This is a genomic window from Pseudomonas sp. ef1 (assembly GCF_007293365.2).
Taxonomy (GTDB): Bacteria; Pseudomonadota; Gammaproteobacteria; order Pseudomonadales; family Pseudomonadaceae; genus Aquipseudomonas; species Aquipseudomonas siliginis.
The window spans coordinates 253547-273503 of the sequence record NZ_CM129815.1 but is presented as its reverse complement, the minus strand read 5'-3'; the positions used below and the strand labels follow the sequence as shown (position 1 = coordinate 273503).

Below are 19957 nucleotides of genomic sequence, written 5' to 3'. Positions count from 1 at the left end.
TGTGGGCGGGTGTGTGGATAACTTGTTTGCGGAAGGCTGGAGGGCTTGGTGGGTATGGGTGCGAGGGTGGTTGATCGGAAATTGATCAGCTGGAAGATGTAGCGTGGGTCAGGGCGTCTTCGCGAGCAGGCTCGCTCCCACAGGGGAATGCATTCCACCTGTAGGAGCTGCCGCAGGCTGCGATCTTTTGCTCTTGATCAGCCCTGAACCGGTACGCCTTTGAGGTAAGGCGCTGGCTCAGCCCCGAGGTTGTTCAACATCCGCTCGCTGTACCAGTCGACGAAGTTGACCACGCCGAATTCATAGGTTTTGGAGTAAGGCCCCGGCTGGTAAGCGGTGGAGTTGATCCCGCGCTGGTTTTCCTCAGCCAGACGGCGGTCCTGATCGTTGGTCGCATCCCACACCTGGCGCATGCGCTCGACGTCGTAATCGACACCTTCCACGGCGTCCTTGTGCACCAGCCACTTGGTGGTGACCATGGTTTCCTGGGCGCTGATCGGCCACACGGTGAAGACGATAATGTGATCGCCCATGCAGTGGTTCCACGAGTGCGGCAGGTGCAGGATGCGCATCGAGCCCAGGTCCGGGTTCTTGATGCGGCCCATCAGTTTCGCGCAGCCCTGCTTGCCGTCGAGGGTCATCGACACGGTGCCCTTGAGCAGCGGCATGCGCACGATGCGGTTGCGCAAGCCGAAACTGGCGTGAGCGTAAGGGATCTTTTCCGCTTCCCAGGCAGCGGCGGAGGCGGCGACGTGATCCTTGAACGCCTGATCGGCGCGCGGGTCGGTGACGTCGTCCCATTCCAGCAGGGTTTTCAACAGTTCCGGGTGCGATGCGTTGCAGTGGTAGCACTCGCGGTTGTTTTCCAGCACCAGTTTCCAGTTGGCCTTTTCCATCAAGGTGGTGGTGATCGCCACCTTGGTGTTCTCCATGTCGTACGGTTCCATGTAATGGTTGAGCGTCGACAGGAAGTCATCGATGGCCGGCGGGTTCTCTGCCAGGCTGATGAAGATGTAGCCGCCAGCGGTTTTCACGTTCACCGGTTTCAGGCCGTACTGCTTCATGTCGAAGTCGGCGCCCATCTCGGTGCCGGCAAACAGCAGGCGACCGTCCAGTTCGTAAGTCCACTGGTGGTAATGGCAGACCAGTTTGGCGACTTTGCCTTTTTCACTGGTGCACAGGCGCGAGCCACGGTGGCGGCAGACGTTGTGGAACGCGTGCACCACGCCCTCGGCGCCGCGAATGACGATGATCGGGTTCTTGCCGACCTGCAGGGTCAGGTAGTTACCCTTGGCCGGGATCTCGCAGGTCATGCCGGCGATCAACCATTCCTTCTGGAAGATCTCCTGCATATCGATATCGAACAGGCGCTCGTCGCTGTAGAACGGCTGTGGCAGCGAAAAAGTGCGCTCGCGCTCCTGAAGCATTTGCGCGGTGGCCTTGCGTGCGGGTTCCAGCGGATCGCCCAGGCTGATTTTTGCGGTGACGTCCATCGATGTAATCCTCATGGCCCTCTGCGTGGCCGGCGAAAGTGGCTGATCAGGTGTGCTGCAAAACGGTTGCTACGCAAGGTGTAAAGAAGTCGTCTTGTGTTGGGGCGAGTGTGGGGCCGGCGCTGGGGGGAACCTTATCCATGCGCGACATGGCGCAATCTGTTCCCGACGCGCAAGGCCCGGTGTTCAAGGGCTGGTCGCGATAAGTATGTCAATGTCGCGGATAGGTAAACGCACGGTCTGCGCTATACGCAGAATCGCCGACAAGAGGCCGACAGTCGGCCGTGGAGAACAGCATGTCCAACAGCTTCCTGAATCCGGTCACCACCCAGACCTGGGCCAATGGCCGACACATTGTCCGTTGCGTCAAAGTCATCCAGGAAACCTGGGATGTGCGCACCTTCTGCTTTATGGCCGACCAGCCGATCCTGTTCTTCTTCAAGCCGGGGCAGTTCGTCACCCTGGAGCTGGAAATCGAAGGCCAGCCGATCATGCGCTCCTACACCATTTCCAGCTCGCCGTCGGTGCCGTACAGCTTCTCGGTCACGATCAAGCGCGTGCCAGGTGGCAAGGTCTCGAACTGGTTGCACGACACCCTGCATGAAGGTCAGGAGCTGGCGGTGCACGGCCCGGTCGGGCTGTTCAACGCGATCGACTTCCCGAGCCCGAAGGTCCTGTATCTGAGCGGTGGCGTCGGCATCACGCCGTGCATGTCGATGGCGCGCTGGTTCTACGACACCAACGCCAACGTCGACATGACGTTCGTGCACAGCGCGCGGTCGCCGAAAGACATCATTTACCACCGCGAGCTTGAGCACATGGCGTCGCGGATCGATAACTTCAGCCTGCACCTGATCTGCGAAAAGCACGGCCTCGGTGAGCCATGGGCCGGTTATCGCGGTTATCTGAATCACAAGATGCTCGAACTGATGGTCCCGGACTTCCTCGAGCGCGAAGTGTTCTGCTGCGGCCCGACGCCGTACATGACCGCGGTCAAACGCCTGCTGGAAGCGGCCGGCTACGACATGTCGCGCTATCACGAAGAATCCTTCGGCGCCACGCCACCCGAGGCCCGCGCCGACGCGGTGGAACAGGCCGAACAAGCCGCCGATGCACCGGAAATCGACGCCGCGGATCTGCATCAGGTCGAATTCACCGCCTCTGGCAAAAGCATTCGCGTCGGCCCGGGCGAAACCGTCCACGCAGCCGCCGCCAAGCTCGGTCTGATGATCCCGAAAGCCTGCGGCATGGGTATCTGCGGAACGTGCAAGGTGATGAAACTGGGCGGCGAAGTGGAGATGGAGCACAACGGCGGGATTACCGAGGATGACGAGGCGGAAGGATTTATCCTGTCGTGCTGCAGCGTGCCGAAGGGGGATGTGCGGATTGAGTTTTAAATAGGCATGAACTTGGGTCGATCTCCTAAATGAGGAGATCGACCGGGAAAGTGCAATTTCAAATCAGCCCGAACAAAGCGAGCAGGCCGAAGCCCACAAAGGCAAAGCCAAATATTTGCTGGTATTTATTCAGTTTGAGCAGGTCGCGTTTGAGTTTTGGCGGGAAATTCTTAACGTCTCTTGCGCTGACTTTGCCTTGGGAAATGTACCGTGCGGGTTTTTTGAGGATGCCGAAAATCTCACCCAACATATAAATACGTCCCCCCAGGCCCGCTTGCCATAACATGAGCAAAGACGATGTGATTGAACTGCGTTTCAGGCTATTTAGGATCGTTTCCAGTCTTCTCTTGGCCGTATAAAGTAAAATTCCATTTACCACTAAAAGACCTGTGAAACTCACCAGTGTCATGATCACAATTGGATCTTTTACGATATTGTTAATTTGATCTGCGGATGAGCTTATTCCCAAGCACATCATAATTGCAAAAAAAATGAAAACCAGTTTGTATAAAATAATCAGGTTCTTTTTCAGTTTTTTGGGGAAATTTTCGAAGTCTTTCGCGCAAAGTTTTCCGGTGTGAATGTAAAATTCAGGGTTTCGCATGATGTCGAACACTTCTCCCATCATGTAGATTTTGCCCCAAGGACCTCCGTGCCAAAGCATTATCAGTCTGCTCGAAATAGAACTGTTTGTTAGATGGTTCAATATGGTTTCGGTCTTTGTTTTCGCGACATACAACATCACTCCTATCAAAGTAAATATGCCGACGAAGTCTACAATACCAATTAACAAGAATATTTTCTCTGAAGTGCGAAGAGTCATCTAACAGCCTCGTATACTTTCTCTGCGATCCGTTCGCCGCCTTTCTCGCCCAAAGTCCCGCCGGCGTAATTTCCGAGTCCTGCCAGTAGCGCACTGCAAAGTACAGTGCCAAGCCCGCCTGTCGGGAGGCCAGCGCCTACGCAAATCGTTGAGGCAGTCAAGCTTGCGAGCGCGCCGGCAACCATTCCGCCACCCACACCACCCAAAAAGCTTCCGCTCTCCGTGAACTTCACTTTTTCACATGCCTCCGCGCTTCCGTGCATGCAGACATCCTGCACCTTTAAGGCGGAGGCGCCACCACCCACCGCTGTACCGATCCAGCCGCCATATTTAACGTACTGTGATGCTTGGCTGACTGCCCGAATATGCGTGGCATAACCTGGGTTCTGGCCGATGCCGCCGGCTTTTCGCCAGTGGTGCACAAGATAGGGATGATCAATGCCTAGAGTGGTCTTCAGGCTCGGGTAATCGGGGATGCCAATACTCTGCCGGGTGAACCGATTGAGTTGGACGTCCAGCTTTTTGAGTAATTGGTCACGCTTGTTTATGAATTCTTCAGAGACCCGGTGGCCTTTTACGTCCAGCGTATGAACATGCAACTTCTCAAGATCTGCGAGAACATTTTTTATGCCATCCAGATGATTGGCTGCCATGGCCGTGACGACCCCGATCACTTTTGATTCATAGGCGAGTGCGGTCTGGATCACGCCATAGTGCTGCGCCATGAAATCCGCTTCTTCCACGGTCAGCGGTTCCAGCGTCGCACTGACGAAACGCGCGGTCTGCATCAGCAATGCTTCCTCGTATGTGCATTGCTGATTGTCAGGGTTGCTCAGCACGATCATCGAACCGGCTTTAATCATGTCCGGGGTCGGATTCAAACTTCTGAATCTGGCGATGACATTCGGGTTGGCGGAGGGGAGCAGTTGTGCCTCAAGCTTCTCGGCGACAATGCTTTTCGGCACGATGTAAAACCCCGGCTCAGATGGGGCCGGGCGATCTTGCGGCCAGTGCTCGCTGGGGAAGAACTTCAAGTCGTTGACGGGGTGAGGGCTGCGCGCGGTGCTGCTGTTATTAACGCGCGCCACCCTGAGGTTCTGCTGATGAATCGCGCGCAGCAACCTGTCTGGATCGGAGCGCGAATGAGGCTGCCTGAGCATCGATAACGGGCGTTTTTTTACCGCTTCAGGAACGGCACCTTTAGTGCCGCGTACCAGAACTCTGGATTGGTTCAGAAGATGGCGCTGTTCCTGTGCGAGGGCGTCAAGGCCCATGTCCGCTGAAAGGCGGCCGCTGGCGACATCATCGACAATGCCCTTGGCGAAGCGCGCGACCTCCTGATTGAACTGCACGCGCGCACTGCCGAATGCCAGATGATGTGAGCCGACTGTCTGTGCCTGTCCGAGCAGCTTGCTGGCAACGTGTCGAACGTCGCTGAGACCATGGCGCTGATCGCTCAACCTTCTTCGCCCCACGAGGCATGGCCGCTGGTCCCGGCGAGGTGATGCACCCAGCTGATGCCACGATAACGAATGGCGACCTGCTCCTGAGGTTCCGCGTCGTTGTGCAGAATGACGTGGGGCATATCCAGGTTCAGTTCGGTGAGCACCGCACCGTCGATCGAGACAGAAAAGTATTTTTCCTGCTGACCCTGAGGGGAGGTTCGGTAGAAGTTGATCTTGCAGTCGAGCTCTTCACGGTTGGCCAGTGCCTGGGCCAGCAGCGGTGAAGATTTGTCGACGACTTTGGTGACAATGACCGGCGCGTGGGTGGCTCGGTGAGAGTTGTCGAGGTTGGCGAGGTTGTGGCTGTACGACAGCACCATGATTTCATCGGTGTGTGCCGCCTGATATCTGTTGCCCACCGAATCAGGCGTTGAGCAGCCTGCCGAAATCAGCCCTTGGGTCTTGCCCGTGATCGTCATGTAGCCGGGAATTGCCATCGCGTGCGCTCCTTGAATCGGGAGCAAGCAGTCTATGGCGGGATTTTTGTGCTTTCTGTAGGCCTTGGTGTAGGCCGATTCTGAAAATGCAGGTCCGCGACGCGCAGCCTCTGGGTTGCATTCCCGTGCTGAGCATGGGAATGCTACTTGGGAGGGGAATCAGGCCGACATGACCTCGCGAATATCGCGCGCCAGTTCGCGCACGCGCTCTTCTTCAGTGTCCCAGGAGCACATGAAACGTGCGCCGCCCTTGCCGATGAAGGTGTAGAAGCGCCAGTTCTTTGCAGTCAGCGCGGCGATGGCCGGCTCGGACAGTTGCAGGAACACGCCGTTGGCCTGCACCGGGAACATCAGTTCGACGCCGGGAATGTCGCTGACCAGTTCTGCCAGCAGTTGCGCGCAGTGGTTGGCGTGGCGGGCGTATTTGAGCCAGGCGTCGTTTTCCAGAATGCCGACCCACGGTGCCGACAAAAAGCGCATCTTCGACGCCAGTTGCCCGGCCTGCTTGCAGCGGTAGTCGAAGTCTTCGGCCAGTTTGTGGTTGAAGAACAGGATCGCTTCACCCACCGCCATGCCGTTTTTCGTGCCGCCGAAGCACAGCACGTCGACGCCGGCTTTCCAGGTCAGGTCGGCGGGCGAGCAGCCGAGGAATGCGCAGGCGTTGGAGAACCGCGCGCCGTCCATGTGCAGATGCAGGCCCAGCTCCTTGCAGGTTGCGCTGATGGCGCGGACTTCTTCCGGGGTGTACACACTGCCGACTTCGGTGGCTTGAGTCAGGGTCACCACGCGCGGTTTCGGGTAGTGGATGTCCTGACGCTTGAGCGCGACTTCGCGGATCGATTGCGGGGTGATCTTGCCGTTTTCGGTGCCGGCGATCAGCAGCTTCGAGCCGTTGGAAAAGAATTCCGGAGCGCCGCATTCGTCGGTTTCGACGTGGGCGGTTTCCGAGCAGATCACGCTGTGGTAACTCTGGCACAGCGACGACAGGGCCAGCGAGTTGGCGGCGGTGCCGTTGAAGGCGAAGAACACTTCGCAGTCGGTTTCGAACAGTTTGCGGAAATGATCGGCCGCGCGGGCGGTCCATTCATCGTCGCCGTAAGCGCGCTGGTGGCCGTGGTTGGCCTGTTCCATGGCGGCCCAGGCTTCCGGGCAGATCCCGGAATAGTTGTCGCTGGCGAATTGTTGGCTCTTGTCGGTCATGGCCGGCTTCCGTAATCGAGACTCTTGTGAAGGCTCGTGGTCAATGAGGATGCGCACTTTACCGAAGATCTTCCGGGGAGCACATGCAATGTCGGGTGGGGAAAATTACCAGTTTATGGGCCGATTATGCACCTGAGCCAACGCGACGGTGCCCTGGATCTGCTCAAGTGGCTGGCGTTGCTGAGCATGTTGCTCGATCACCTGCGATATGTCGGCTTCTCCGCCGATTGTTTGTATGTGCCCGGGCGATTGGCGTTTCCATGGTTTTGCCTGGCGATGGCGGCGAATCTGGCACGAGACGGTTCGCGCAAGATGGAATGGCGCTATCTGGGCTGGCTGTTGTTGTTCAGCGCCATCAGCGAAATCCCTTATCGCTTTTATATCCCCGACCCTGACACGTTCAACGTGATGCCGACGCTGGCGCTGGGCCTGCTGGTGGCGCGCGGCTGGCAGGATTCAGCCTCGGTGGCGCGATTGCTCGCACTGGCCGCGCTGGTGGTTGCGGCGGTTTTTTCAGAACGACTGATGTTCGGTTTCTTCGGCGTATTGTTGCCGTTGGCGATGCTGCTGGTGTTCCGCCGACCCTGGTATTTCAGCCTGTTGCCGGGGCTGGTGTGTCTGGCGGCGAACCAATGGCAGGTGCTGCTCGAATCTGCGCGGTTCGGCAACAGCGTGGCGATTCTCGGTCTGGCGACGTGTCTGTTTGCGCCGATGCTGGGAATGTTCTTGTTGCGACATGGGCGACATCTGCAGCCACCACCGATGCGGCGCTGGGCATATGCGCTGTATCCCGCGCATTTCCTCCTGCTGCTCGCCATCCGCCAAATCATCGCCTGACCCCTGTAGGAGCTGCGGAAGGCTGCGATCCTTTGATCTTCAAAGTCAAAGTCAAAAGATCGCAGCCTCCGGCAGCTCCTACAGGGGGAGTGCATTCTTCGGGTCATTTCCAGCCATGTCGTAAACGCACCTTTGCGTGGCGCGCGCAGGCATTTGAGCTGTCTGTGCCGGTCATACCATCGCATCAAAGGGCACTGCCATCATTGCCAGTGCCTTACCGAGACGAATGGCGCACAGATGCCGCTGGGAGAGACGCGATGTTCAGCAAGCAAGACCAGATCCAGGGTTACGACGATGCACTGCTGGCGGCGATGAATGCCGAGGAGCAACGTCAGGAAGATCACATCGAGCTGATCGCGTCGGAGAACTACACCAGCAAGCGCGTCATGCAGGCGCAAGGCAGCGGCCTGACCAACAAATACGCCGAGGGCTATCCGGGCAAGCGCTACTACGGTGGCTGCGAGCATGTGGACAAGGTCGAAGCGCTGGCCATCGAACGCGCCAAGCAACTGTTCGGCGCCGACTACGCCAACGTCCAGCCGCACTCCGGCTCCTCGGCCAACAGCGCCGTGTACCTGGCGCTGATCCAGCCGGGTGACACTATCCTCGGCATGAGCCTGGCCCACGGCGGTCACCTGACCCACGGCGCCAAAGTGTCGTCCTCGGGCAAGCTCTACAACGCTGTGCAGTACGGCATCAACACCGACACCGGACTGATCGACTACGACGAAGTCGAGCGTCTGGCCGTCGAGTGCAAACCGAAAATGATCGTTGCCGGTTTCTCCGCTTACTCGAAGACTCTGGATTTCCCGCGCTTCCGCCAAATCGCCGACAAGGTCGGTGCGCTGCTGTTCGTCGACATGGCCCACGTCGCCGGTCTGGTCGCTGCCGGCCTGTACCCGAACCCGCTGCCGTACGCCGATGTGGTCACCACCACCACGCACAAAACCCTGCGCGGTCCGCGTGGCGGGCTGATCCTGGCCAAGTCCAACGAAGAGATCGAGAAAAAGCTCAACGCGGCCGTTTTTCCCGGTGCCCAGGGCGGCCCGCTGATGCACGTCATCGCCGGTAAAGCGGTGTGCTTCAAGGAAGCACTGGAGCCTGGCTTCAAGGCTTATCAGCAACAAGTGATCGACAACGCCCAGGCGATGGCCAGCGTGTTCATCAAGCGTGGCTACGATGTGGTCTCCGGCGGCACCGACAACCATTTGTTCCTGGTCAGCCTGATCCGTCAGGGCCTGACCGGCAAGGACGCCGACGCCGCGCTGGGCCGTGCCCACATCACCGTGAACAAGAACGCCGTGCCGAACGACCCGCAGTCGCCGTTCGTGACCTCGGGCCTGCGCATCGGCACCCCGGCGGTGACCACGCGCGGCTTCAAGGTCAGCCAGTGCGAAACCCTCGCCGGCTGGATCTGCGACATCCTCGACAACCTCGGCGACGCCGATGTCGAGGCCAATGTCGCCCAGCAGGTCTCGGCCCTGTGCGCAGACTTCCCGGTTTATCGCTGAGTCGGTTTTGGAGTAATGACTATGCAACGCTATTCCGGCTTCGGCCTGTTCAAACACTCGCTCAGCCACCACGAAAACTGGCAGCGCATGTGGCGCACGCCCACCCCGAAAAAGTCTACGACGTGGTCATCGTCGGCGGCGGCGGGCACGGCCTGGCGACGGCCTACTATCTGGCCAAGGAGCACGGCATCACCAATGTCGCCGTGGTCGAGAAGGGCTGGCTGGGCGGCGGTAACACCGCACGCAACACCACCATCGTGCGCTCCAACTACCTGTGGGACGAGTCGGCGCACCTCTACGAACACGCGATGAAATTGTGGGAAGGCCTGTCGCAGGATCTCAACTACAACGTGATGTTCTCCCAGCGCGGCGTCTACAACCTGTGCCACACCCTGCAGGACATCCGTGATTCGGAGCGTCGGGTCAGCGCCAACCGCCTCAACGGCGTCGACGGCGAACTGCTCGACGCCAAGCAGGTTGCGGACGAAATTCCGTACCTGGACTGCTCGAAAAACACCCGCTATCCGATCATGGGCGCAACCGTGCAGCGTCGCGGCGGCGTCGCCCGTCACGATGCCGTGGCCTGGGGCTTCGCGCGTGCCGCCGATGCCTTGGGCGTGGACCTGATCCAGCAGACCGAAGTGATCGGTTTCCGCAAGGAAAACGGCGTGTGCATCGGCGTTGAAACCAACAAGGGTTTCATCGGCGCCAAGCGCGTCGGCGTGGTGACGGCCGGTAACTCCGGGCACATGGCCAAGCTTGCCGGTTTCCGCCTGCCGATCGAATCCCACCCGCTGCAAGCGCTGGTGTCCGAGCCGATCAAGCCGATTATCGACAGCGTGATCATGTCCAACGCCGTACACGGTTACATCAGCCAGTCCGACAAGGGCGACCTGGTGATCGGCGCCGGTATCGACGGCTACAACGGCTACGGCCAGCGTGGTTCGTACCCGGTAATCGAACACACCATTCAGGCCATCGTCGAGATGTTCCCGGTGTTGTCCCGCGTACGCATGAACCGCCAGTGGGGCGGCATCGTCGACACCACCCCGGACGCTTGCCCGATCATTTCCAAGACTCCGGTACCAAACATGTTCTTCAACTGCGGTTGGGGCACCGGCGGTTTCAAAGCCACACCTGGCTCGGGCAACGTGTTTGCCGCGAGTCTGGCCAAGGGTGAAATGCACCCATTGGCTGCACCTTTCTCCATCGACCGTTTCCACAACGGTGCGTTGATCGATGAACACGGCGCTGCTGCGGTTGCCCACTAACAGGAGAAATCCCCATGTTGCATATCTTCTGTCCTCACTGCGGCGAACTGCGCTCTGAAGAGGAATTCCACGCATCCGGTCAGGCGCACATCCCGCGGCCGCTGGATCCGAACGCCTGCACCGATGAGGAGTGGGGTGACTACATGTTCTTCCGCGATAACCCGCGCGGTCTGCACCACGAACTGTGGGACCACGTTGCCGGTTGCCGCCAGTACTTCAACGTCACTCGCGATACCGTGACCTACGAGATTCTCGAGAGCTACAAGATCGGCGAGAAGCCGCAATTCACCGACAAGGCAGGCGCTGCGAAAACAGCCACGACGGCGCTGGGAGAGAAGGTATGAGCCAGACCAATCGCCTGTCCAACGGTGGACGGATCGACCGCAACAAAGTGCTGAGCTTCACCTTCAACGGCCAGACCTACAAAGGCTATGAAGGCGACTCGCTGGCTGCTGCACTGATTGCCAACGGCGTCGATATCATCGGCCGCAGCTTCAAGTATTCGCGTCCTCGCGGCATCTTCGCGGCCGGTTCCGAAGAGCCGAACGCCGTGCTGCAGATCGGTGCCACCGAAGCCACGCAGATTCCCAACGTGCGCGCCACGCAACAGGCGTTGTATCAGGGCCTGGTCGCCACCAGCACCAATGGCTGGCCGAGCGTCAACAACGACATGATGGGGATTCTCGGCAAGGTCGGCGGCAAGCTGATGCCGCCGGGTTTCTACTACAAAACCTTCATGTACCCGCAATCGTTCTGGATGACTTACGAGAAGTACATCCGCAAGGCTGCCGGCCTCGGCCGTTCGCCGACCGAGAACGATCCGGACACCTACGACTACATGAACCAGCACTGCGACGTGCTGATCGTCGGTGCCGGCCCGGCCGGTCTCGCCGCAGCCCTGGCCGCTGCGCGCAGCGGTGCCCGCGTGATTCTGGCCGATGAGCAGGAAGAGTTCGGCGGCAGCCTGCTCGACTCGCGCGAAAGCCTCGACGGCAAACCGGCGATGGAATGGGTCGCCAGCGTCATCGCTGAATTGAAGAACACCCCGGACGTGCTGCTGTTGCCGCGCGCCACGGTCAACGGTTACCACGACCACAACTTCCTGACCATTCACGAACGCCTCACCGATCACCTCGGTGACCGCGCGCCAATCGGTCAGGTGCGGCAGCGCATCCACCGTGTCCGCGCCAAGCGCGTGGTGTTGGCGACGGGTGCCCACGAGCGTCCGCTGGTGTACGGCAACAACGACGTGCCGGGCAACATGCTAGCCGGCGCGGTGTCGACCTACGTGCGTCGTTATGGCGTAGCGCCGGGCAAAAAACTGGTGCTGTCGACCAACAACGATCACGCCTATCGCGTCGCTCTGGATTGGCTCGATGCCAGTCTGCAAGTGGTCGCCATCGCTGATGCCCGCAGCAATCCGCGCGGTGCATTGGTCGAAGAAGCGCGCGCCAAAGGCATTCGCATCCTCACCGGCAGCGCCGTCATCGAAGTGCGTGGCAGCAAGCGTGTGACCGCTGCCCGCGTCGCCGCGATTGACGTAAAGGCCCACGCCGTGACCAGTCCGGGCGAATGGCTCGACTGCGACCTGGTGGCCAGCTCCGGTGGTTACAGCCCGGTGGTTCACCTGGCTTCGCACCTCGGTGGCAAACCGGTCTGGCGCGAAGACATTCTCGGTTTCGTACCGGGCGAAGCACCGCAGAAGCGCGTGTGCGTCGGTGGCATCAATGGCGTCTACGCGCTCGGCGATTCGCTGGCCGACGGTTTTGAAGGTGGCGTGCGCGCTGCTGCCGAAGCCGGTTTCCAGACCGTCGAAGGCGTGTTGCCGAAAGCCCTGAGCCGTCTCGAAGAGCCGACCCTGGCGCTGTTCCAGGTGCCGCACGAGAAGAACTCGGCGCGTGCACCGAAGCAATTCGTCGACTTCCAGAACGATGTCACCGCCGGTGGTATCGAATTGGCGACCCGTGAAGGTTTCGAGTCGGTCGAGCACGTCAAACGCTACACCGCGCTGGGCTTCGGCACCGATCAGGGCAAGCTCGGCAACGTCAACGGTCTGGCCATTGCCGCCCGTTCGCTGAACGTGACCATCCCGCAGATGGGCACCACCATGTTCCGTCCGAACTACACGCCGGTGACCTTCGGCGCCGTGGCCGGTCGACACTGCGGGCACATCTTCGAACCGGTGCGCTACACCGCGCTGCATGCCTGGCATGTGAAGAACGGCGCCGAGTTTGAAGACGTCGGTCAGTGGAAGCGTCCCTGGTACTTCCCGAAAAACGGTGAAGACCTGCACGCGGCGGTCAAGCGCGAATGCAAAGCCGTGCGCGACAGCGTTGGCCTGCTCGATGCTTCGACCCTCGGCAAGATCGACATTCAAGGCCCGGATGCCCGCGAGTTTCTCAACCGCGTGTACACCAACGCCTGGACCAAGCTCGACGTGGGCAAGGCTCGCTACGGTTTGATGTGCAAGGAAGACGGCATGGTCTTCGACGACGGTGTGACGGCTTGCCTGGCCGACAACCATTTCGTCATGACCACCACCACCGGCGGCGCGGCTCGCGTGCTGCAATGGCTGGAGCTGTACCACCAGACCGAATGGCCGGATATGAAGGTGTACTTCACCTCCGTTACCGATCACTGGGCGACCATGACCCTGTCCGGGCCGAACAGCCGCAAGCTGCTCAGCGCCGTGACCGACATTGATCTGAGCAACGAAGCGTTCCCGTTCATGACCTGGAAAGAAGGTCTGGTTGGCGATGTGCCGGCGCGGGTGTTCCGTATCTCGTTCACTGGTGAGCTGTCGTACGAAGTCAACGTGCAGGCCGATTATGCGATGGGCGTGCTGGAGAAGATCGTCGAGGCCGGCAAGCAGTACAACCTGACGCCGTACGGCACGGAAACCATGCACGTGCTGCGGGCCGAGAAGGGCTTCATCATCGTCGGCCAGGACACCGACGGCTCGATGACCCCCGACGACCTGAACATGGGCTGGTGTGTCGGTCGCACCAAACCGTTCTCGTGGATCGGCCAGCGCGGCATGAACCGCGAAGATTGCGTGAAAGACCAGCGCAAGCAACTGGTCGGCCTCAAGCCGATCGATCCGACCAAATGGCTGCCGGAAGGTGCGCAGCTGGTGTTCAACACCAAGCAGGCGATCCCGATGACCATGGTCGGCCACGTGACCTCGAGTTACGCGCACAACTCCCTCGGTTATTCGTTTGCCATGGGTGTGGTCAAGGGCGGTCTCAAGCGCATGGGCGAGCGGGTGTTCGCACCGCTGGCCGATGGCAGCGTGATCGAGGCGGAGATTGTTTCTTCGGTGTTCTTCGATCCGAAGGGTGATCGGCAGAACATCTGACAACCTCGGGAGCGGTGGGCGGGCGGCTATTCGCGAGCAGGCTCGCTCCCACATTCGATCGCGTTCCCCTGTGGGAGCGAGCCTGCTCGCGAAGGCGGCGGCACAGCCACCACAGGAACCAACAGAATTCAGAAGGTGCTTTATGACCACAGCCAATGTTTACCAACAACGCCCGACCACTGGCGCCAAGGCCGAGTCGTCGCTGCACCATGCCGACCTCGCCAGCCTGGTCGGCAAGGGCCGCAAGAACGCCGGCGTGATCGTGCGGGAAAAGAAACTCCTCGGCCACCTGACTATTCGTGGCGATGGCCACGATGCCGCATTCGCGGCCGGTGTGCACAAGGCGCTTGGCATTGAATTGCCCGGTGCGCTGAGCGTAATCGTCAAAGGCGAAACCAGTCTGCAATGGATGGGCCCTGACGAGTGGCTGCTGATCGTGCCAAGCGGCGAAGAATTCGCCGCCGAGCAGAAACTGCGCGAAGCGCTGGGCGATCTGCACATTGCCATCGTCAACGTCAGCGGCGGCCAGCAGATCCTCGAACTGAGCGGGCCGAACGTGCGCCAGGTGCTGATGAAGTCGACCAGCTACGACGTGCACCCGAACAACTTCCCGGTCGGCAAAGCGGTGGGCACGGTGTTCGCCAAGTCGCAGTTGATGATTCGCCACACGGCCGAAGACACCTGGGAACTGCTGATCCGTCGCAGCTTCTCGGATTACTGGTGGTTGTGGTTGCAGGATGCTTCGGCCGAGTACGGCCTCAGCGTTCAGGCCTGAGACTGAATGGCTATCGTGCCTGCTTCTGTGGCGAGGGGATTTATCCCCGTTCGGCTGCGAAGCAGTCGCAATACCTGTGAATTCGATCTACCTGATAAACCGCGGTGATTGGTTTTGGGGCGGCTTCGCCACCCAACGGGGATAAATCCCCTCACCACAAAAGCAGTTCAGCGCAGGTCAGCCTGGTTCAGAGTTCACTTTGCTCACCGTTGTTGTAACAGGAGTCACCGCACCATGAGCCGCGCCCCAGACACATGGATTCTGACCGCCGACTGCCCCAGCGTCCTCGGCACGGTGGACGCGGTCACGCGTTTTCTGTTCGAGCAGGGCTGCTACGTCACCGAGCACCACTCGTTCGATGACCGCCTCTCCGGGCGCTTCTTCATTCGCGTGGAATTCCGTCAGCCCGACGGCTTCGACGAACAATCCTTCCGCGCAGGTTTGGCCGAGCGCGGGCAGGCGTTCGGCATGCTCTTTGAGCTGACCGCGCCGAACTACCGGCCGAAAGTGGTGATCATGGTCTCCAAGGCCGATCACTGCCTCAACGACTTGCTCTACCGCCAGCGCATCGGCCAGTTGTCGATGGACGTCGCGGCGGTGGTGTCCAACCATCCGGATCTCAAGCCGTTGGCCGACTGGCACCAGATTCCCTACTACCATTTCCCTCTCGACCCCAATGACAAGCCGGCGCAGGAGCGTCAGGTCTGGCAGGTGATCGAAGAAGCCGGCGCCGAACTGGTGATCCTCGCCCGCTACATGCAGGTGCTGTCGCCGGAGTTGTGCCGCAAGCTCGATGGCAAGGCGATCAACATTCATCACTCGCTGTTGCCGGGCTTCAAGGGCGCCAAGCCTTATCACCAGGCTTACAACAAGGGCGTGAAACTGGTGGGCGCGACGGCGCATTACATCAACAACGACCTCGACGAGGGGCCGATCATCGCCCAGGGCGTCGAGGCGGTGGATCACAGCCATTACCCCGAGGATCTGATTGCCAAAGGGCGCGATATCGAAGGCCTGACGCTGGCGCGGGCGGTTGGGTATCACATCGAAAGACGGGTGTTCTTGAACGCCAATAGAACTGTCGTTCTATAGCGCAAGCTCCAAGCTCCAAGCCGCAAGAACAAGCGGTCAGCACACTTCTTGCGGCTTGTAGCTTGCCGCTTGAAGCTCAATCAACTCTCTACCCAACAACAAATATAGAGGTGATGGCATGTCTGGCAATCGTGGTGTGGTGTATCTCGGCGCTGGTAAGGTCGAAGTACAGAAAATCGACTACCCGAAAATGCAGGACCCGCGCGGTCGCAAGATCGAGCACGGGGTCATTCTCAAAGTGGTTTCCACCAACATCTGCGGCTCCGACCAGCACATGGTGCGCGGCCGAACCACGGCGCAGACCGGTCTGGTGCTGGGCCACGAGATCACCGGCGAGGTGATCGAAAAGGGCTCCGACGTCGAAAACCTGAAGATCGGCGATCTGGTCTCCGTTCCGTTCAACGTGGCTTGCGGGCGCTGCCGTTCCTGCAAGGAGCAACACACCGGCGTCTGCCTGACCGTCAACCCGGCCCGTGCCGGCGGCGCATACGGTTACGTCGACATGGGCGACTGGACCGGTGGCCAGGCCGAATACGTGCTGGTGCCGTACGCCGACTTCAACCTGCTGAAACTGCCGGACCGCGACAAGGCCATGGAGAAAATCCGCGACCTGACCTGCCTTTCCGACATCCTCCCGACCGGTTACCACGGCGCGGTTACTGCCGGCGTTGGCCCGGGCAGTTCCGTGTACATCGCCGGCGCCGGTCCGGTCGGCCTGGCCGCTGCCGCTTCCGCACGTTTGCTCGGTGCGGCAGTGGTGATCGTCGGCGACGTCAACACCATCCGCCTGGCCCACGCCAAGGCGCAGGGCTTTGAGGTCGTCGACCTGTCCAAGGACACCCCGCTGCACGAACAGATCGCCGCGCTGCTGGGCGAGCCGGAAGTCGACTGCGCAGTTGACTGCGTTGGCTTTGAAGCACGCGGCCACGGCCACGACGGCGTCAAAGCCGAAGCCCCGGCCACGGTGCTCAACTCACTGATGGGCGTTGTGCGCGTTGCCGGCAAGATCGGTATCCCCGGCCTGTACGTCACCGAAGATCCGGGCGCCGTCGACGCTGCCGCGAAAATGGGCAGCCTGAGCATCCGCTTCGGCCTGGGCTGGGCGAAATCCCACAGCTTCCACACTGGCCAGACGCCAGTGATGAAGTACAACCGCCAGTTGATGCAGGCGATCATGTGGGACCGCATCAACATTGCCGAAGTGGTCGGCGTGCAAGTGATCAGCCTCGATCAGGCGCCGGAAGGTTACGGCGAGTTCGATGCGGGTGTGCCGAAGAAGTTTGTGATTGATCCGCATAAGTTGTTCAGTGCGGCGTAAGTTCTACCCATGTAAGAAGGGCAGCCGATCGGGCTGCCCTTTTTTGTTCTGAACACGACCAGTTATTTAAAGGCGCATTTGCGGGCGTCACCATCCTTGGTTGTACACTCATCACCGTTCCAATTGCTACCGGTGGCTTGAACCGGAGTGTCGTTTCTGTAGCCAGCCGAGACGCCAAGGTCTGCCTCACCTTCGTATCGGCAGATGACAACTGAATTAGCAGTGTCTTTATCTTTAAGTCGGGCAGAAGTGAAGGTGACATCTTCGGCGCCTTGCGCATGAGTCACTGATATCGTTGGGCAGGTTGCAGCATAGGCAGTACTCATCATGGTCAGACCAAGCAGGGCGCCAGTGACAATTTTCAACTTCATCTTTTCGTACTCCGTTACGTAATTGGAGTGGAGATATTCACTTGCATCGTTATGACTGCCAACTGTCAGATCTGACAGTTGGTTAGTTCCAATCGAAATAAATAGTCGGGTTTTCAGTGTGAAGTCGAATAGTGAAGTGGCTATTCAACGATTGAACAATTCATTTAGGTGAGTGCGTAGAGAAGGGGATGCGCCGCGAGGAACATGCCGCCCAATACCCGGTCAAACCGGCAGTTTCGTCGCCGTTGTCCGGCGGCTGCTTTTCCCAAGAGGATGTCTGAATGAAGATTTCACGCGGTTTTGCCTTGGCATCGCTCCTGACCCTGGCCGCCGGGCCGGTGTTTGCCGGTTTCAGTTTGAACGACGTGGCCGGTGCGGTAGCGGGGATGCAAGGTGGTGACAAGGCGGCCGCTGCGGCGCCGACCTCGGAAACCGCTGGTTTGTTGAGTGCTTTGAGTGCGCTGGACGTCACACCGGAGCAGGCCGTTGGCGGTACCAGTGCGATGCTTGGGCTGGCGAAGAATCAGTTGAGCAGCACCGACTATTCGCAACTGGCCAAGGAAGTGCCGGGTATCGACAAGCTGTCCGGTGGCAGCGGCAATCTGGCGGCGCTCGGGGCTTTGCTCGGTTCGTCCGGCAAGTCCGCAGGCCTTGAGAATGCACTGGGCAATGTCAAAGACAGCAACGATCTGAACAACGCGTTCAGCGCGCTGGGCATGGACAGTGGCATGATCGGCCAGTTTGCCCCGGTGTTGCTGCAATACCTCGGTCAGCAGGGCGTCGGTGGTTCGCTGTTGAGCAGCCTGGGCAGCATCTGGGGTGTCGGCACGGGCACCTGAGTCAGCGGCGCTCGTTGCGCAGCTCGACGATGCGCTGATCCTTCTCGGTCCAGAGCTGGTTGACCCAGTTCTGGACGTGTTGGCGAAAGGCCGGATCCTTCTCGTAATCGCCCTGCCACAGCGTCGGGTCGAGTTCGCGGGTCCTGATGTCGATGATCACTCGCGGCACGTTGCCGCTGATCAGGTCCCAGAAGCCCGGGATTTTTTCCTGCGGATACACCACCGTCACATCGAGCATCGCGTCGAGCTGTTCGCCCATCGCCGCCAGCACGAACGCCACGCCGCCGGCCTTGGGTTTGAGCAAGTGGTTGAACGGTGATTCCTGCTGGGTGCTTTTCGCCAGGGTGTAGCGCGTGCCTTCCAGATAATTCACCACCGTCACCGGCTGGCGCTTGAACAGCTCGCACGCCGCTTTGGTGATTTCCAGATCCTTGCCCGCCAGCTCGGGGTTCTTCGCCAGAAAGGCTTTCGTGTAGCGCTTCATGAACGGGTAATCCAGCGCCCACCACGCCAAGCCGAGGAACGGCACCCAGATCAGCTCTTTCTTCAGAAAGAACTTGAAGAACGGCGTGCGCCGGTTGAGGGTCTGGATCAGTGCTGGAATGTCGACCCACGATTGATGGTTGCTGACCACCAGATAGGACGTGTCGCGGCGCAGATCGTCGCCGCCGCGAATGTCCCATTGCGTCGGGATGCACAGCTGGAAGATCAGCTTGTCGATCTCGGCCCAGGTCTCGGCGATCCACATCACCGCCCCCGATGCGTAATCCCGCCAGCGTCCGGGTGCGACCAGTTTGAGCAGGGCAAACACCATCAATGGCCCGATCAGGATCAGGGTGTTGAGCAACAGCAGCAGGGTGACGAAACAGCCGGTGAGCAGGCGGCGCATAAGCAACTCTATGAAGTGGCAGGGGCGAGCCATGATAAGCAGCTTCGCGCGACAGGCCAAATCGGCGCTGACGAATGTTTCACTTTTTGCCGGGTATGCTTCGCTCAAGATTCGATCTGAATGCACTGGCCTCTTCGCGAGCAGGCTCGCTCCCACAGGGGAATGCATTTCAAATGTGGGAGCGAGCCTGCTCGCGAAGAGGACCGAAGCGAACGAATAACTCGGCGCGTGTCTAAAACTCCAGTCCGCCGCCCTCAATTTCCAAGGAAGCCCCTTACGTGAAATCCCTCCTTGCTCTGTTTGCCCTCGTCGCGCTTCCGGTCATGGCCGCCGAGCCGACGCTGTACGGTCGCTACGAATACATCGCGCTGCCGGAAATCGGTGGCGAAGTGCTCAAGGCCAAGATGGACACCGGCGCGCTGACCGCCTCGCTGTCGGCCAAGGACATCGAGACCTTCACCCGCGATGGCGACGACTGGGTGCGTTTCCGCCTCGCCACCAAGGATGCCAGCAACAAGGTCTTCGAGCACAAGGTCGCGCGGATCAGCAAGATCAAAAGCCGTTCCGACGAGGACGATGAAGAGCGCGACAGCAGCGATGTCGCCAAGCGCCCGGTGGTCGATCTGGAACTGTGCCTGGGCAACGTCAAGCGCACCGTCGAGGTCAACCTGACCGACCGCAGCCACTTCAACTATCCGCTCCTGATCGGCGCCAAGGCCTTGCGCGAGTTCGGCGCGGCGGTAAACCCGGCGCGGCGTTACACCGCCGACAAGCCTGACTGCTAAGTGGTCTGATTGACGTAACCCCGGGCTTGGGGCACCGTTCGCGCACTAACTGCCAC

The 19957-nt window shown here is 59.9% G+C and carries 17 protein-coding genes and 1 pseudogene; 11 read left to right on the top strand and 7 right to left on the bottom strand.

The window, feature by feature from the left end; all coding sequences use genetic code 11:
* Positions 1-197 precede the first annotated feature (197 nt).
* Positions 198-1493: a glycine-betaine demethylase subunit GbcA gene (gene gbcA, locus FEE99_RS01315; RefSeq protein WP_016772823.1), complete on the bottom strand. Its 1296-nt coding sequence runs from the start codon at positions 1491-1493 to the stop codon at positions 198-200.
* Between the two features lie 296 nt (positions 1494-1789).
* On the opposite strand from gbcA, the gene gbcB reads away from it, so the two are divergent.
* Complete coding sequence (gbcB, locus tag FEE99_RS01310) at positions 1790-2890, top strand: glycine-betaine demethylase subunit GbcB (protein ID WP_016772824.1); 1101 nt, start codon at positions 1790-1792, stop codon at positions 2888-2890.
* A 58-nt stretch (positions 2891-2948) separates the two neighbouring features.
* On the opposite strand, the gene FEE99_RS01305 is transcribed toward gbcB, so the two are convergent.
* The 4 genes from FEE99_RS01305 to FEE99_RS01290 all read right to left on the bottom strand — a co-directional run bounded on the left by FEE99_RS01305 (position 2949) and on the right by FEE99_RS01290 (position 6855).
* Positions 2949-3713: a hypothetical protein gene (locus FEE99_RS01305; protein WP_052392126.1), complete on the bottom strand. Its 765-nt coding sequence runs from the start codon at positions 3711-3713 to the stop codon at positions 2949-2951.
* The gene (locus FEE99_RS01300; protein ID WP_041476752.1) at positions 3710-5173 is read right to left on the bottom strand and encodes a hypothetical protein; all 1464 of its coding nucleotides are present in this window, start codon (positions 5171-5173) and stop codon (positions 3710-3712) included. The genes FEE99_RS01305 and FEE99_RS01300 overlap by 4 nt, the downstream gene beginning before the upstream one ends.
* Positions 5170-5655 carry an Hcp family type VI secretion system effector gene (locus tag FEE99_RS01295; protein ID WP_041476751.1) on the bottom strand — a complete coding sequence of 162 codons (486 nt, stop codon included), beginning with the start codon at positions 5653-5655 and terminating at the stop codon, positions 5170-5172. Before FEE99_RS01295 ends, FEE99_RS01300 begins: the two co-directional genes overlap by 4 nt.
* A gap of 159 nt (positions 5656-5814) precedes the next feature.
* On the bottom strand, positions 5815-6855 hold the full coding sequence (locus FEE99_RS01290) for a threonine aldolase family protein (protein ID WP_016772826.1): 1041 nt from the start codon (positions 6853-6855) through the stop codon (positions 5815-5817).
* A gap of 126 nt (positions 6856-6981) precedes the next feature.
* Between FEE99_RS01290 and FEE99_RS01285 the strand changes: the two genes are divergently transcribed.
* The 8 genes and pseudogenes from FEE99_RS01285 (at position 6982) to fdhA (ending at position 17017) form a co-directional block, all read left to right on the top strand.
* Complete coding sequence (locus tag FEE99_RS01285; protein WP_041476750.1) at positions 6982-7692, top strand: TraX family protein; 711 nt, start codon at positions 6982-6984, stop codon at positions 7690-7692.
* 257 nt (positions 7693-7949) lie between these two features.
* Positions 7950-9203 carry a serine hydroxymethyltransferase gene (glyA, locus tag FEE99_RS01280; protein WP_024014589.1) on the top strand — a complete coding sequence of 418 codons (1254 nt, stop codon included), beginning with the start codon at positions 7950-7952 and terminating at the stop codon, positions 9201-9203.
* 21 nt (positions 9204-9224) lie between these two features.
* Positions 9225-10474, top strand: a pseudogene (locus FEE99_RS01275) (sarcosine oxidase subunit beta family protein).
* Positions 10475-10488: 14 nt separating this feature from the next.
* A complete protein-coding gene (locus FEE99_RS01270) occupies positions 10489-10818 on the top strand; it encodes a sarcosine oxidase subunit delta (RefSeq protein WP_041476749.1) in 330 nt (109 codons plus the stop codon).
* On the top strand, positions 10815-13832 hold the full coding sequence (locus FEE99_RS01265; RefSeq protein WP_041476748.1) for a sarcosine oxidase subunit alpha: 3018 nt from the start codon (positions 10815-10817) through the stop codon (positions 13830-13832). Before FEE99_RS01270 ends, FEE99_RS01265 begins: the two co-directional genes overlap by 4 nt.
* Positions 13833-13974: 142 nt before the next feature.
* Entirely contained in the window at positions 13975-14607 is a 633-nt protein-coding gene (locus FEE99_RS01260; RefSeq protein WP_041476747.1) for a sarcosine oxidase subunit gamma, read from the top strand.
* 234 nt (positions 14608-14841) lie between these two features.
* Entirely contained in the window at positions 14842-15699 is an 858-nt protein-coding gene (gene purU / locus FEE99_RS01255; protein ID WP_039757644.1) for a formyltetrahydrofolate deformylase, read from the top strand.
* 118 nt (positions 15700-15817) lie between these two features.
* Entirely contained in the window at positions 15818-17017 is a 1200-nt protein-coding gene (gene fdhA, locus FEE99_RS01250; protein WP_016772834.1) for a formaldehyde dehydrogenase, glutathione-independent, read from the top strand.
* Between the two features lie 62 nt (positions 17018-17079).
* Here fdhA and FEE99_RS01245 read toward each other — a convergent pair whose 3' ends face one another.
* The gene (locus FEE99_RS01245) at positions 17080-17388 is read right to left on the bottom strand and encodes a hypothetical protein (protein ID WP_041476746.1); all 309 of its coding nucleotides are present in this window, start codon (positions 17386-17388) and stop codon (positions 17080-17082) included.
* Between the two features lie 281 nt (positions 17389-17669).
* Here FEE99_RS01245 and FEE99_RS01240 point away from each other — a divergent pair, with 281 nt between their 5' ends.
* On the top strand, positions 17670-18227 hold the full coding sequence (locus tag FEE99_RS01240) for a DUF2780 domain-containing protein (RefSeq protein WP_041476745.1): 558 nt from the start codon (positions 17670-17672) through the stop codon (positions 18225-18227).
* A 1-nt stretch (position 18228) separates the two neighbouring features.
* On the opposite strand, the gene FEE99_RS01235 is transcribed toward FEE99_RS01240, so the two are convergent.
* Positions 18229-19116, bottom strand: coding sequence for an acyltransferase (locus FEE99_RS01235; protein ID WP_041476744.1), 888 nt, complete (start codon positions 19114-19116; stop codon positions 18229-18231).
* A 278-nt stretch (positions 19117-19394) separates the two neighbouring features.
* Between FEE99_RS01235 and rloA2 the strand changes: the two genes are divergently transcribed.
* Positions 19395-19901, top strand: coding sequence for a retropepsin-like aspartic peptidase RloA2 (gene rloA2, locus FEE99_RS01230; protein ID WP_041476742.1), 507 nt, complete (start codon positions 19395-19397; stop codon positions 19899-19901).
* Positions 19902-19957: the final 56 nt, after the last annotated feature.